We start from the raw sequence: 13,671 nt of genomic DNA on the forward strand, positions 1-13,671 counted from the left end.
GCGCCGTTTAGGCTGGCAACCATGATTAACGCGATCGTGCTGATCCACGCCGACAACGGCCGCATCCCGGAGACCGCGCAGGCGGTGGCCGATACCGATGGCGTCGCCGAGGTCTATTCGTGCGCGGGTGATGTGGATCTGATCGCGATCGTGCGGGTGCGCGACCACGAGCAGATCGCCGACGTGGTGACCGGCCGGATCGACAAGACCCCCGGCGTGCTGCGTACCACCACGCACATCGCGTTCAAGTCCTATTCGCGCGCCGACGTGGAGGCGGGATTCTCGCTGGGGGAGTGAGTCCGGCTCAGGAGATCTGGATCGAGGCGCCGGTGGTCGTGGCACTCTGGTTGGGCGCCAGCACCGCGGTCACCTCGCCCCGGCACCAGGGCCAGCTGTAGACGATCACGATGGTATCGGTGTGGTTCTCGACCGCGAGATATATCGGGCCACCGCTGACCTGCAGACAGCTCACCGGGTCGCGGTAGACGGAGCCGTTCACGACAATGCTGCCCGGGGCCGCGAAAGCTGTCGGAGCAGTGGCGATCATCCCCATCACCGCCAGCACGCCCAGTGCTGCGCGCATCATTCCTTGTGCTCCTCGCAAGTCGAACGCCCTGAACACAGGGCACCGCCGGATCGGGTGCCGCAACATTAGCGGCGGCGTCCGGCTGTATCGAGGATTGTGCCCCGCGCGCCGCAACGGTGCTCATCAAAACCGGTCGGTATGCGCAAGTGAAATGTGAAAGTGTCACTACCGATACCGGAGAACGCCCGCTCAGGCGTCGCCGAGGGTGTTGGTGAGCTTGGCCCAACCGTCCAGCAATGCCGCCGAGCGGCCGCTGTCGATCGCCACGGCCGCCCGTTCGATCCCGGCGGCCAGTGCCTCGTGCACGTCGGCCTCCGGATCGCCCTCCCCGCGCGACAGGTCGTAGGCGATGATCGCGGCGGCCGAGTTCACCAGTACCGCGTCCCGGACCGCGCCCGGGGAACCGGCGAAAACGTCCCGGGCCACACCGGCATTGGTCTCCGCGTCACCGCCGCGCAGCGCGTCCAGATCGACGCGCGCGATGCCGATTCGGGTCGGGTCGATGGTGGTCCGGCGCAGCCGTCCGCCGGAGACCACCCAGGCCTCGGTGGTGTCGGAGGTGGTGATCTCGTCCAGGCCGTCGTTCCCGCGCACCACCAGGGCGCTGCCCCCGCGCTCGGCGAATACCCCGGCGACCACCGGAAGCAGATCGGCGAACGCGCATCCGACCAGCCCGGCGCGCGGCTGGGCCGGATTGGTGAGCGGGCCGAGGATATTGAAGACGGTCGGGATGCCTATTTCTTTACGGGCCGCACCGGCGAACCGCAGCGCGGGATGGAATACCGGGGCGAAGCAGAAGCCGATGCCGACCTCGCGCACGCACCGCGCCACCGCCTCCGGCCCCAGATTGAGCCGCACCCCGAGTGCCTCGAGCACATCGGCGCCGCCGCTTTTGGAGGATGCGGCGCGGTTGCCGTGTTTGACCACCGGAACCCCGGCCGCGGCCACCACGATCGAGGACATGGTGGAGATATTCACCGAGCCGGAACGGTCGCCGCCGGTGCCGACGATATCCACCGCGTCACCGTCGATATGCACCAGGCGGGCGTGCTCGAGCATGCCGGTGGCGAGTCCGCTCAGTTCCTGCGGGGTGGGGCCCTTGATCTTCATCGCGACCCCGAACGCGGCGATCTGTGCCGACGTCGCGTTGTCCGACATGATCTCGTTCATCGCCCACGCCGTATCGTCAGCGGCCAGGTCGCCGCCATCGGCGAGGGCTCCGAGCACCTGGGGCCAGCTGCGCACCGTCATCTCCCACATTCTCCCGTCACGCTGAATCGCGCACCAGTTTGTCGCGATGCAGCCTAGTGGGCCATACCTTTTTCCCGCGGTTCGGTCGCGGTGCGGGGTTGCATCGCGTCCCAGCCGTCCGCGAATCCGTCGTGGCGCTGCGCCAGACCCGCCATCCGGGACTTTTCCTGTGAGCAGTGCAGCGCATCCACCACCTGCACCCGCCGCAGGATCAGGATTTCGAGTCCATCCGCCGCCTTCGGGTCGGGGTGCGGTGCGGGCGCGTAGCCGTCCTGCGCCGCGATCTCGCATACCCGCTCGCGCTGCGCGGCTGGTATCCGCAGGTGGTGGCGTAGCACGGCGGGCTCGTCGGCCGCCAACCCGGTCGCGCGGGCCAACGCCGTCGAACACGCCTCGGCGTCATCGAAGCTCGACGCGACCACCACCAGATCGGTCCGGTCCGGGTCCAGCGGCTCCGGATCGCCGCGTCCGAACAAGCGCCGCCACAGTCCCGCCACATTCGCCTCCATCTCAGCTTTTCCTTACCCAAGGCTGTCATAGTTGCGCGGGCCGCCGCCCCCGCGTCACCGGCGTCGAACCGCCCCGAAGTGCGCAAACGCGGACACGCCGACACCCGGTCGAGAGCCTGTCTGTCCGTGCGTTTTCCAACACGGAAGGGCAAGTTTCGCACCCGGCTACTGCTGTCGTACTACGACGAGTCATACTTAGCCCCGTGACGACCGCAGTAGGGACCCCAGGATCGGCCATTACCCAGCGTGTGCACTCGCTGAACCGGCCCAACATGGTCAGCGTCGGTACCATCATCTGGCTGTCGAGCGAGCTGATGTTCTTCGCCGGACTCTTCGCCATGTACTTCGTCGCGCGTGCCCAGGCCCACGGCCACTGGCCACCGGAACCGACCGAGCTGAATCTGAAGCTCGCCGTCCCGGTCACGGCCGTGCTTGTCGCCTCATCCTTCACCTGCCAGATGGGTGTGTTCGCCGCGGAGAAAGGTGACGTGTTCGGCCTGCGCCGCTGGTACGTCATCACCCTGATCATGGGTACGTTCTTCGTCCTCGGTCAGGGCTACGAGTACATGAACCTGGTCCACGAGGGCACCTCGATCTCCAGCAGCGCCTACGGCTCGGTGTTCTACATCACCACCGGCTTCCACGGCCTGCACGTCATCGGCGGTCTCATCGCGTTCGTGTTCCTGCTGATCCGCACCAAGGTCAGTAAGTTCACCCCGGCGCAGGCCACCGCCGCGATCGTCGTCTCGTACTACTGGCACTTCGTCGACATCGTCTGGATCGGTCTGTTCGCGACGATCTACTTCGTCCGCTGATTGCAGCGACCCCAAGCATTTGTACAAGTCGGTTCCGTCTACTCCAAAGGGACACAGATGAGTTCATCTCCCCCGTCAGCGCCAGAGCCCGCCAGCCCCGGGAACGGTGAGGCCAGCAAGATCCGCAAGCAGCGACGCACTCGACGGCGCATTGCGGGTGGGCTCGCGCTCCTGGTGGGTCTGGTCGGAGCCGGCTTCCTGGCCACGGCCCTCACCCCGGAGCCGCAGATCGCCACGGCGCACGAGGACCAGTCCGCGCTGATCCGCGAGGGCAAGCAGCTGTACGACACGTCCTGCATCACCTGCCACGGAGCGAATCTGCAGGGTGTGACCGATCGCGGCCCGAGCCTCATCGGTGTCGGTGAGGCCGCCGTGTACTTCCAGGTCTCCACCGGCCGCATGCCGCTGGCCGCGAACCAGGCGCAGGCCACCCGCAAGCCCGTCAAGTTCGACGCGCAGCAGACCGACGCGCTGATGGCCTATGTCGCCTCCAACGGCGGCGGTCCGACCGTCGTGCGCGACGCCAACGGCGAGATCGCGCAGGAGTCGTTGCGCGGCTCCGACGCCGCTCGCGGTTCGGAGCTGTTCCGCATGAACTGCGCGTCCTGCCACAACTTCACCGGCCGGGGCGGCGCGCTGTCCTCCGGTAAGTACGCGCCGCCGCTGGACGAGGCCACCGAGCAGCAGCTCTACACCGCGATGCTCACCGGCCCGGAGAACATGCCGAAGTTCTCGGACCGGCAGCTGACGCCGGAAGAGAAGCGCGACATCATCGCCTACATCAAGAACGCGCAGGAAGAAGGCGCTCCTGGCGGCTACGGCCTGGGCGGGTTCGGCCCCGCGACCGAGGGTCTGGCCATCTGGGTGGTCGGCATCACGCTGGTTGTCGGCGCCGCGATGTGGATCGGATCACGGTCATGAGCGCGTCAGGCCCGGAGGCGGTAGCGCAGCGTAACCACGCAGGGCCCGCGCTCATGACCCAAAGGACCGTCATGAGCGCGTCAGGCCCGGAGGCGGTAGCGCAGCGTAACCACGCAGGGCCCGCGCTCATGACCCAAAGGACCGTCATGAGTGCGTCAGGCCCGGAGGCGGTAGCGCAGCGTAACCACGCAGGGCCCGCGCTCATGACCCAAAGGACACAGCCATGACGGACAAGGAGCCAAACGACATGGGTCGGCCGGATGAGGGCCACGACGACGTGGAGCTGTCGAAGACGGAGAGCACCGGGCACGCCCCGGCCGAGCCCACCGAAGAAGAACTCGACGCGATGACTCGGGACGAGCTGGTCAAGCTCGGCACCGAGCGGGACGGCGTCGACGTCGCCTACCGGCGCGAGCGCTTCCCGGTCCCGGGTACCAGGGCCGAGAAGCGGGCCGAGCGCGAGGTGACCTTCTGGTTCGCCATCTCCGGTCTGTTCGCCGCCGCGCTGGTCGGTGTCTTCCTGTTCTGGCCCTGGGAGTTCAAGGGCTACGGGAACGAAGATCACGGCGCCTACCTGCTGTACACCCCGCTGGTCGGTATCGCCTTCGGTGTCTCGGTCCTCGCCATCGGCATCGCCGTGGTGCTGATCCGCAAGAAGTTCATCCCCGCCGAACTGTCCATCCAGGAGCGCCACGACGGGCCGTCGCCCGAGGTCGAGCGCCGCACCCTGGCGGCGCAGCTCAGCGACTCGCTGGAGACCTCCACCCTGGGTCGTCGCAAGATGATCACCCGGACCGCGGGCGCCGGTGTCGGCGTACTCGGTGTCGGCGCGCTGCTGGTCTTCGTCGGCGGCATGATCAAGAACCCGTGGGCCAAGGGCGACAAGTCGCCGCTGTGGGTCTCGGGCTGGACCCCGGACTTCCCGGGCGAGACCATCTACATCCGCCGCGACACCGGTCGCCCCGAGGACATCGTGCTGGTGCGCCCCGAGGATCTGGACGCGGGTTCGATGGAGACGGTATTCCCGTGGAAAGAGAAGTGGCGCGGTGACGAGCACGCGACCCTGCAGTCGCTGCGCGGCATCCGCAACGCCGTCATGTTGATCCGTCTGCGCACCGAAGACGCGCAGAAGGCGATCAAGCGCAAGGGTCAGGAGAGCTTCAACTTCGGCGACTACTTCGCCTACTCGAAGATCTGCACCCACCTCGGTTGCCCGACGTCGCTGTTCGAGCAGCAGACCAACAAGATCCTGTGCCCCTGCCACCAGTCGCAGTTCCTGGCGACCGAATGGGGTAAGCCGGTCTTCGGTCCCGCCGCTCGCGCACTGCCGCAGCTGCCGATCACCGTCAATTCCGAGGGCTTCCTGGTCGCCAACGGCGACTTCATCGAGCCGCTCGGCCCGGCCTACTGGGAGCGTCGTTCATGAGCCCTTCAGTCGCAGCCCAAGCCAATGAGATGGACGAGCGGTATCGCGCCGCCGCGTTCGTCAAACGCTCGATCAACAAGGTCTTCCCGACCCACTGGTCGTTCCTGCTCGGTGAGATCGCGCTCTACAGCTTCATCATCCTGCTGCTGTCGGGTGTGTATCTGACCCTGTTCTTCGATCCGTCGATGAGCGAGGTCGTCTACAACGGCGCCTACCAGCCGCTGCGCGGCGTGACCATGTCGCGGGCGTATGAGACGGCGCTGAACATCTCCTTCGAGGTGCGCGGCGGTCTGTTCGTCCGCCAGGTGCATCACTGGGCGGCGCTGCTGTTCGCGGCGTCGATCATCGTCCACCTGTTCCGCATCTTCTTCACCGGCGCGTTCCGCAAGCCGCGTGAGGCGAACTGGGTGATCGGCTCGCTGCTGCTCATCCTGGCGATGTTCGAGGGCTTCTTCGGCTACTCGCTGCCGGACGACCTGCTTTCCGGTACCGGTCTGCGTGCCGCGTTCTCCGGCATCACCATCTCGATCCCGGTCATCGGCACCTGGATGCACTGGCTGATGTTCGGTGGTGACTTCCCCGGCGACATCATCATTCCACGCCTCTACATCGCGCACGTGCTGCTGTTCCCCGGCATCATCCTGGCGCTGATCGCGGCGCACGTGGCGCTGGTCTGGTACCAGAAGCACACCCAGTTCCCCGGCCCCGGCCGCACCGAGAACAACGTGGTGGGCGCTCGCATCGTGCCGGTGTTCGCCGCCGACCAGGGTGCGTTCTTCGCCTTCACCCTCGGCATCGTCGGCATCATGGGCGGCGTGTTGCAGATCAACCCGATCTGGAACCTGGGTCCGTACAACCCGTCGCAGGTCTCCGCGGGTTCGCAGCCCGACTTCTACATGATGTGGACCGACGGTATGGCGCGTCTGATGCCGCCGTGGGAGCTGTACATAGGTAACTACACGGTTCCGGCCGTGTTCTGGGTCGCGCTGATCATGGGTCTGGTGTTCACGCTGCTGATCGCCTACCCGTGGATCGAGAAGCGTCTCACCGGCGACACTGCCCCGCACAACCTGCTGCAGCGTCCGCGCGACGTGCCGGTGCGGACCGCGATCGGTGCCATGGCGATCTCCTTCTACGTGGTGCTGACCCTGTCGTGCGTCAATGACATCCTGGCGCTGAAGTTCGACATCTCGCTGAATGCGACGACCTGGATGGGCCGTATCGGTCTGCTGGTCGTTCCGCCGCTCGCCTACTTCATCGCCTACCGGTTCTGCATCGGTCTGCAGCGCAGTGACCGGGCGGTGCTCGAGCACGGCATCGAGACCGGTGTGATCAAGCGTCTGCCGCACGGCGAGTACATCGAGGTGCACCAGCCGCTGGGCCCGGTCGACGACCACGGCCACCCGATCCCGCTGGAGTACCAGGGTGCGCATGTCCCGAAGAAGATGAACAAGCTCGGCGCCGCGGGCAAGCCCGGCACCGGCTCGTTCCTCCGCGCTGACCCCTGGCACGAGTCCGAGCAGCACTTCGAGATCGAAGAGGCCGAGGAGCACAAGCAGCTCTCGGTCCTGCAGAAGGCCCAGGACAAGGCGCGCGGCGGCACACGCGGCCACTGATCGCCACAGTTCGAACAAAGGCCCCGAGTCGAATCCGGCTCGGGGCCTTTGCGTTTTCCGACTCGGGGGCTGGGCGTCCGCCGGGCGATCCCTCCACTGTCCGATCGGTGCAGTCAGCCAGTCGGCCACGGCCGTGACCCGCACCATCGGCCCCTGGGCCGTCGCCGGTCCCACGATTGCTCCTGCATTACTGGTCCCCCGGTCATCTGCCTTCGAGTGCCGTTGTCGCACCGGATGACAGCACCGGAATACTCAGCGGCGGCGCGCTGCCTCGATCGCCTCGAATTTAGCCAGGTTGTGGCGGGCGTCGGCCAACGCGTCGTGGGCGTCCGGCGGGACCGGGGGCAACTCCGGGCGGCCGTGGTACTCCCAGTGCTGGCGGAGTTCGTTGGTGTAGCGGGGAAGGGTGTTGGGAAGATCGATCATGGAGCCCCACAGTTGGCAGAGCGCGACATGGTCGTACGCGCCGACCCAGGCCCACAGTTCGGGCTGCACGGTGGGGCGGGGGACCAGGAATTTGTAGAGGTCGTTGCGGATTTGTTCGCGGCTGCGCCACAGCGGCGACGACGGCGGCGGCAGCTGGGGCAGCACGTATTTGCGTACCCAAGGGCCGGCACGCTCCGGGTCGAATTCGGTCGAGACGGCATAGTATTCGCGACCATCCTCGCAGACAAATCCGATCGAGATGAGGTCGATCGTGTTGCCGTCTTCGATGAATTCTGCATCATAAAAATAGCGCAAGCGCTTCCCGCCCTTCTGATATCATGCTGTAATACATTTCAACTTCCTGGGGGTGTCTTTGTGAATCGGTCTGATTGCAGTTCTTCTGATTGTTCCAGGGTTGCGCTCCATCGCGGGATGTGCAGCACGCACATCAGCTGACCTTGAACGAGAACATCTTCGATGCTCCATCGAGGTTGTTCTCGCCCGGCGATTCTGAAGCATCGCATATGCATGCCGCATATGCGAAAAATACGACGTTGGGGATCGGTCGAGGCTGCGCCGGAAGGGGTACGCCGGATCGCAAAAGGAACAGCTCTCACGACGGTATTCGAATTTCGAGTTGTGGATACCGGATGCTTCGGCTCGAAGCGGGTGGTCGGGTGCTGGAGCATCGATTGGTGATTGAATCGAAGCTGATCACAAGCTTCGTCCGGGCGAGAATGTTCATCATATCAATGGTGACAAACTCGATAACCGACCCGAAAACCTGGAATTGTGGTCGACCGGGCAGCCGACTGGTCGGCGAGTAGCAGATCTGGTTATGTGGGCTCGGGAAATCATCGAGCAGTACGGCTGATGCGAAGACAGCGCGGTGTGATCTGAGCCGGAAGTCGACGGGCGCCGTGTCGAATGCGCGGCGCCTGTTGAAGCTCCACATGAGTGCCAACCCTATGTCGGGAGCGCGGCGGGGATTGCGCAAGGGTTCCTGGGGTTGGTTTTTCGCCCCCCGGTGGCAATCAGTCCACCCCTACCTCCGGGTATCTCCGCGACCGCGCGGTCCGTAAGCTGGACTCGTGAACTGGACCGTCGACGTACCCATCGATCGTTTGCCGGAACTTCCGCCGCTCCCCGACGAGTTGCGTAGACGTCTGGACGACGCGCTGGCCCGGCCCGCGCTACAACAGCCGTCGTGGGACCCCGAGCAGGCGGCGAATATGCGCACCGTGCTGGAGAGTGTGCCGCCGATCTGCGTACCCGCCGAGGTCGAGGAGCTGCGCGTGCGGCTGGCCGAGGTGGCGAGGGGCGAGGCCTTCCTCATGCAGGGAGGTGACTGCGCGGAGACCTTCGCCGACAACACCGAACCGCATATCCGCGGCAATATCCGGACCCTACTGCAGATGGCGGTAGTGCTGACCTACGGCGCCAGCCTGCCGGTGGTCAAGGTCGCGCGGATCGCGGGCCAGTATGCGAAGCCGCGCTCCGCCGACACCGATGCGCTCGGCCTCAAGTCCTACCGCGGCGACATGGTGAACTCGCTGGTTGCCGACGCATCGATGCGTGAGCACGATCCGTCCCGCCTGGTCCGCGCCTATGCCAACGCCAGCGCCGCGATGAACCTGGTGCGCGCGCTGACCGGCGCGGGCATGGCCGATCTGCACAAGGTGCACGACTGGAACCGTGACTTCGTCGCCCAGTCGCCCGCGGGCGCCCGCTACGAGGCCCTGGCGTGGGAGATCGATCGCGGCCTCGCCTTCATGAACGCCTGCCGGGTGAACGACCCGAGCTTGCAGTCGGCCCGCATCTACGCCAGTCACGAGGCGCTGGTGCTCGACTACGAGCGCGCGATGCTGCGTCTCGGCGAGAATCCGTCGACCGGCGAACCGGTGCTCTACGACCTGTCCGCGCACTTCCTGTGGATCGGCGAGCGGACCCGTCAGCTGGATGGCGCGCATATCGCGTTCGCGGAGCTGCTGGCCAACCCCATCGGTCTCAAGATCGGCCCCACCACCTCGCCGGATCAGGCCGTGGAGTACGTCGAGCGACTCGACCCGAACAACGAGCCGGGCAGGCTGACGATCGTCTCGCGCATGGGCAATACCAAGGTGCGCGATGTGCTGCCGCCCATCGTCGAGAAGGTCCAGGCCACCGGCCACCAGGTCATCTGGCAGTGCGACCCCATGCACGGCAACACCCATGAGGCCTCCACGGGCTACAAGACCCGCCACTTCGACCGGATCGTCGACGAGGTGCAGGGCTTCTTCGAGGTGCACCACGCGCTGGGCACCCACCCGGGCGGCCTGCACATCGAGCTCACCGGCGAGAACGTCACCGAATGCCTCGGCGGCGCCCAGGATATCTCCGACCTGGATCTCAACGACCGCTACGAGACGGCGTGCGACCCGCGCCTGAACACCCAGCAGTCACTCGAATTGGCCTTCCTCGTCGCGGAAATGCTGCGCTGAGAAACGGATTCGAATGCGGCGTCGGGTGATCCGGCGCCGCATTCGGCCTGTCAGAGCGTCTAGGGGAGTGCGGTCAGGGTGACCGTGCTGCCGGGGGCGGTCTTACTGCCCGCGCCGGGACTCTGACCGATCACCACCGAATTGTCCGACGGAGTCAGCTGCTGGACCTGCACGTTCAGCCCGAGGGCCACCAGCTTCTCACGGGCGTCCCCGACGCTCTGACCGACCAGGAACGGCAGCTTCACCGAGTTGGAGACGATCAGCGCCACACCGTCACCGGAGCTGACGGTGCTGCCCGCCGCGGGGTCGGTGCCGATGACCTGGTCGGCCTCGATGGCCTTGTCGTATTCGGTGCGGGTTTCGCGCACCTTGATGCCGGCGGCGGTGAGCGCCCGCATGGCCTCCTCGGCGGTCTTGCCGCGCACATCGGGGACCTTGACCGGCTGTGCGCCGTTGCTGCGGAAGACCTTGACCTGCGCGCCCATCGGGAGCACCGTGCCCGGCCCCGGATCGACCCGCGCGAGACTGCCCTTGGGCGCCTGACTTCCGGTTTCGCCCGCGTCCACCGGTTGCAGTCCGGCATCCCGGATGAGCTGGTTGACCTTCTTCACATCGTCACCGGGCTTGACCTGCGGCACCGCCGGTTTGCCACTGGAGACCAGCACCGACACCGTGGAACCCTTGGTGACCCGGGATCCGGCTGCGGGGTCGCTGCCGACCACGCCGCCGACCGGGATGGTGTCCGACGCCTTCTGCCTGATATCGGTTTCGAAGCCCGCCTCCTGGAGGGCGACGGTCGCCTGATCGGTGGTGAGTCCGGCGATCGGCGGCACCGCGGAATATCTGCCGACCCCGAGCCACCAGCCGCCGACCCCGACGATCAGGGTCAGAATGGCCACGATCGCGACCCACAGCAAGGTGGTGCGCCGCGAGCGCTGCGGATCCGGCACGAAGTCCTGATACGGCGCGGGCTGGCGCAGGGCGGCGGATTGCGGATCGTGCCCGCCGGGCGGTCCGTAATCCGGTACCCGCGGTCGCGCCGCGGTGACCACCTTGGTGTGCTGCACCGGTTGTGGCGTGTGCGGATCGGCGCCCGGGCGCGGTGTCGGGGCCGGGCGGCCGTAATCCGGATCCGCGACCGAGGTGAAGCCGGCGCTCAGATGTTCGGCCGACTCCTGCGGCGCCGGCACCCGATACGGGGGCAGATTCAACGCGGTCGCGATGGAGCGCAGCTGGGCCGCCATCTCGGTGGCGTCGGCGAAGCGGTGCGCAGGCTCCCGTGCGGTGGCCCCGGCCACCAGCTCGTCGAACTCCGGCGGCACCCCGGAGATGAACTGGCTCGGGCTCGGCACGTCGTTCTCGATGCGCTGATACGCCACCGACAGCGAGGTATCGCCGATGAACGGGACCCGGCCGGTCAGCAGCTCGAAGATCAACACGCCGAACGAGTAGACGTCGCTACGGGAATCCGCGGTGCCCGCCGTCACCTGCTCGGGGGAGAGATAGGCGGCGGTTCCGAGAATTACGCTGGCCGAGGTGGTATTCGCGGCCGCGACCGCGCGTACGAGCCCGAAGTCGGCGATCTTCACATCGCCGGAATCGGAGATCAACACGTTCTCCGGCTTGATGTCACGGTGTACCAGGCCCGCCGCGTGTGCCACACCGATGGCCGCCAGGACCGGCTCGGCAACCGCGCGCACCGCGTGCGGGGGCATCGGGCCGCGCTCGCGCAGCAGTTCGCGCAGCGTGCCGCCCTCCACCAGCTCCATGATCAGGAACGGGCAATCGCCGTCCACGCCCTGGTCGTACACCGCGACCAGGGACGGGTGTTTGAGCTTGGCCACCGCACGCGCCTCGAATTCGAAGCGCGAGAGGAACTGGGGATCGGCGGCGAACTTCGGATCCATCACCTTGATGGCGACAGGGCGATCGAGGCGAGTGTCCACACCGCGGAAGACCATCGACATCCCGCCGCGCGCGATCGGCGCGTCAATCCGGTAGCGCCCTTCCAGCATCTGCCCGATCAAGTGATGTCCTCCGGCTTTCACAAAGTTCTCACCCCTCGCCGATAGGCCGACAAGTGACCGGCCGCCCGGTGCGGCTCCCCACGATCGTAACTGTGTTTGGCTGCCTGCCCCGGCGGCTCGGCGGGCTGGCTCGCCCGTTGGCGCCGAGTTCGCCCCGGGTGTCTCACAATGCGCGATTCCGTACGGTCTACCGTTATCCCGGTGAGTGCATTTCCCTGCAGCGATGACGTCCTTCCGGAGTCGGTGGCCCTGCTGCCGCTACCCGAGGTGGCCGACAATCTCGGGATTGTGGTGACCCGGGTGCATCAGATGCTGCGCGACCACCAACTACTCGCCGTGCGACGTGCCGGCGTCATCGGCATTCCCGAGCGGTTCTTCGACGAGACCGGCGCGGTGGTGAAGCCGCTGCCCGGGTTGATCACCGTCATGAAGGACGGCAAGTACACCGACGAGGAGATCCTGGAATGGATCTTCACCGAGGACGACAGCCTGCCCGGCAAGCCGGTCGACGCCCTGCACGGACCGCTGGCGCGCGAGGTACTGCGCCGCGCCGCCGCCGATCCGTTCTAGTCGGCCGTGCCGTCAGCGGGCTCGGTGTAATGCGGCCGCGGTGAATTCGGTGGCCGCGACCGCGAGACGCCGGTGGCGCGCGACGATGGCGCGGGCGCGGAAGACCTCGTAGTCGTTGGATTCGATGCGGTCGAGTATGGCGGCGTAGAGGGTGCTCGCGGTGCGGATGGCGGGGCGGACCCGGGGCTCGAGCAGTTCGATGCCGGGGTTCGCTCGGCGATAGATGTCGCGGTTGAGTGCGATCAGGTGGGCCAGGGCCCGGCGCACCCGCGGGTCGATGGCGCCGCGGCGATGGCAGTGCGCGAGCAGGTCGTGATCGACCCCGAAGACGGCGAGTTCGTCGGCGGGCAGGTAGACGCGGCCGCGGTCGAGGTCCTCGCCGATATCGCGCAGGAAGTTCGTGAGCTGGAAGGCCTCGCCGAGCGCGGCGGCCGCGGGTTCGGCTTCGGGCACCGGCACCACGGTTCCGAGTATCGGCAGCAATTGCAGGCCGATCGCTGCCGCCGACCCGCGCATATATTCGCGCAGCTCGGCCATGGTGGCGTAGCGGTCACGGAAGTTCGGGGTGCCGGGAATGTCCATGCGCATGGAGTCCAGGAACGTCCAGAAGTGCCGGGGGGCAATGCCGTACCGCCGGATGGTGTCGGCCAGGGCCAGCAGGATCTGATCGCGCGCCGAGGCGGGCACCGCGTCGACGCCGCGTTCCAGCGTGGTCCGGAGCTGCCGTTCGATCAGATCGAGTTCGGCGGCGGGTTCGGGTGCGCGGCCGTCCCCGCGCGCCCGGAGTTGCGGTCGTGACCCGATCTGCGCCGTTGTCGGCTCCGAACAGTCGACGATGTCGTCCACCATCCGGGCGAACGCGTACAGCGCGTGAACGGCCGGTCTTCGTGGCGCGCTCAGTAGCCGGGTCGCGAGGAAGTAGGTGCGTCCGTGTTCGGCGGCGACGTGTCGGCAGGTGCGGTAGGCGTCGCGCAGGTGGGGTTCGCGCGGTTGCCCTGCGGCACCGGAGAATTCGCCCGGCATGTCATTCGGGAACCCCGCACC

The 13,671-nt window shown here is 66.8% G+C and carries 14 protein-coding genes; 8 read left to right on the top strand and 6 right to left on the bottom strand.

Going from position 1 to position 13,671, the window contains the following annotated elements; genetic code table 11:
- Positions 1-21: 21 nt before the first annotated feature.
- Entirely contained in the window at positions 22-297 is a 276-nt protein-coding gene (locus tag AB0H61_RS15695) for an Lrp/AsnC ligand binding domain-containing protein (protein WP_357304279.1), read from the top strand.
- Between the two features lie 7 nt (positions 298-304).
- Here AB0H61_RS15695 and AB0H61_RS15700 read toward each other — a convergent pair whose 3' ends face one another.
- The 3 genes from AB0H61_RS15700 to AB0H61_RS15710 form a co-directional block, all read right to left on the bottom strand.
- The gene (locus tag AB0H61_RS15700) at positions 305-586 is read right to left on the bottom strand and encodes a hypothetical protein (RefSeq protein ID WP_357304281.1); all 282 of its coding nucleotides are present in this window, start codon (positions 584-586) and stop codon (positions 305-307) included.
- A gap of 189 nt (positions 587-775) precedes the next feature.
- Positions 776-1,837, bottom strand: coding sequence for an anthranilate phosphoribosyltransferase (gene trpD, locus AB0H61_RS15705; RefSeq protein WP_357304283.1), 1,062 nt, complete (start codon positions 1,835-1,837; stop codon positions 776-778).
- 53 nt (positions 1,838-1,890) lie between these two features.
- Positions 1,891-2,346: a hypothetical protein gene (locus AB0H61_RS15710; RefSeq protein ID WP_357304286.1), complete on the bottom strand. Its 456-nt coding sequence runs from the start codon at positions 2,344-2,346 to the stop codon at positions 1,891-1,893.
- 203 nt (positions 2,347-2,549) lie between these two features.
- Between AB0H61_RS15710 and AB0H61_RS15715 the strand changes: the two genes are divergently transcribed.
- The 4 genes from AB0H61_RS15715 (at position 2,550) to AB0H61_RS15730 (ending at position 7,124) form a co-directional block, all read left to right on the top strand.
- The gene (locus AB0H61_RS15715; RefSeq protein ID WP_357304289.1) at positions 2,550-3,161 is read left to right on the top strand and encodes a heme-copper oxidase subunit III; all 612 of its coding nucleotides are present in this window, start codon (positions 2,550-2,552) and stop codon (positions 3,159-3,161) included.
- 57 nt (positions 3,162-3,218) lie between these two features.
- Positions 3,219-4,082, top strand: coding sequence for a cytochrome c (locus AB0H61_RS15720; RefSeq protein WP_357304292.1), 864 nt, complete (start codon positions 3,219-3,221; stop codon positions 4,080-4,082).
- Positions 4,083-4,305: 223 nt separating this feature from the next.
- A complete protein-coding gene (locus tag AB0H61_RS15725) occupies positions 4,306-5,508 on the top strand; it encodes a ubiquinol-cytochrome c reductase iron-sulfur subunit (RefSeq protein ID WP_357304293.1) in 1,203 nt (400 codons plus the stop codon).
- The gene (locus AB0H61_RS15730) at positions 5,505-7,124 is read left to right on the top strand and encodes a cytochrome bc complex cytochrome b subunit (RefSeq protein WP_357304296.1); all 1,620 of its coding nucleotides are present in this window, start codon (positions 5,505-5,507) and stop codon (positions 7,122-7,124) included. Before AB0H61_RS15725 ends, AB0H61_RS15730 begins: the two co-directional genes overlap by 4 nt.
- A gap of 252 nt (positions 7,125-7,376) precedes the next feature.
- On the opposite strand, the gene AB0H61_RS15735 is transcribed toward AB0H61_RS15730, so the two are convergent.
- A complete protein-coding gene (locus AB0H61_RS15735; RefSeq protein WP_357304299.1) occupies positions 7,377-7,865 on the bottom strand; it encodes a polyadenylate-specific 3'-exoribonuclease AS in 489 nt (162 codons plus the stop codon).
- A 388-nt stretch (positions 7,866-8,253) separates the two neighbouring features.
- Here AB0H61_RS15735 and AB0H61_RS15740 point away from each other — a divergent pair, with 388 nt between their 5' ends.
- Both AB0H61_RS15740 and AB0H61_RS15745 read left to right on the top strand, forming a co-directional pair.
- Positions 8,254-8,424, top strand: coding sequence for an HNH endonuclease (locus AB0H61_RS15740; RefSeq protein ID WP_357304524.1), 171 nt, complete (start codon positions 8,254-8,256; stop codon positions 8,422-8,424).
- Positions 8,425-8,641: 217 nt separating this feature from the next.
- Entirely contained in the window at positions 8,642-10,030 is a 1,389-nt protein-coding gene (locus AB0H61_RS15745; RefSeq protein WP_357304301.1) for a class II 3-deoxy-7-phosphoheptulonate synthase, read from the top strand.
- Between the two features lie 59 nt (positions 10,031-10,089).
- On the opposite strand, the gene pknB is transcribed toward AB0H61_RS15745, so the two are convergent.
- Positions 10,090-12,057: a Stk1 family PASTA domain-containing Ser/Thr kinase gene (pknB, locus tag AB0H61_RS15750; RefSeq protein ID WP_357304304.1), complete on the bottom strand. Its 1,968-nt coding sequence runs from the start codon at positions 12,055-12,057 to the stop codon at positions 10,090-10,092.
- Between the two features lie 201 nt (positions 12,058-12,258).
- Here pknB and AB0H61_RS15755 point away from each other — a divergent pair, with 201 nt between their 5' ends.
- Complete coding sequence (locus tag AB0H61_RS15755) at positions 12,259-12,627, top strand: Rv2175c family DNA-binding protein (protein ID WP_357304307.1); 369 nt, start codon at positions 12,259-12,261, stop codon at positions 12,625-12,627.
- Positions 12,628-12,639: 12 nt separating this feature from the next.
- Here AB0H61_RS15755 and AB0H61_RS15760 read toward each other — a convergent pair whose 3' ends face one another.
- Positions 12,640-13,650, bottom strand: coding sequence for a phytoene/squalene synthase family protein (locus AB0H61_RS15760; RefSeq protein ID WP_357304527.1), 1,011 nt, complete (start codon positions 13,648-13,650; stop codon positions 12,640-12,642).
- Positions 13,651-13,671 lie beyond the last annotated feature (21 nt).

The organism is Nocardia sp. NPDC050710, assembly GCF_040654375.1.
Taxonomy (GTDB): Bacteria; Actinomycetota; Actinomycetes; order Mycobacteriales; family Mycobacteriaceae; genus Nocardia.

Bases quoted from the DNA above. Each gene is read 5' to 3' on its own strand.
- AB0H61_RS15695 (WP_357304279.1), top strand. From the start codon at position 22: ATGATTAACGCGATCGTGCTGATCCACGCCGACAACGGCCGCATCCCG.
- AB0H61_RS15700 (WP_357304281.1), bottom strand. From the start codon at position 586: ATGATGCGCGCAGCACTGGGCGTGCTGGCGGTGATGGGGATGATCGCC.
- trpD (WP_357304283.1), bottom strand. From the start codon at position 1,837: ATGACGGTGCGCAGCTGGCCCCAGGTGCTCGGAGCCCTCGCCGATGGC.
- AB0H61_RS15710 (WP_357304286.1), bottom strand. From the start codon at position 2,346: ATGGAGGCGAATGTGGCGGGACTGTGGCGGCGCTTGTTCGGACGCGGC.
- AB0H61_RS15720 (WP_357304292.1), top strand. From the start codon at position 3,219: ATGAGTTCATCTCCCCCGTCAGCGCCAGAGCCCGCCAGCCCCGGGAAC.
- AB0H61_RS15725 (WP_357304293.1), top strand. From the start codon at position 4,306: ATGACGGACAAGGAGCCAAACGACATGGGTCGGCCGGATGAGGGCCAC.
- AB0H61_RS15730 (WP_357304296.1), top strand. From the start codon at position 5,505: ATGAGCCCTTCAGTCGCAGCCCAAGCCAATGAGATGGACGAGCGGTAT.
- AB0H61_RS15760 (WP_357304527.1), bottom strand. From the start codon at position 13,650: ATGCCGGGCGAATTCTCCGGTGCCGCAGGGCAACCGCGCGAACCCCAC.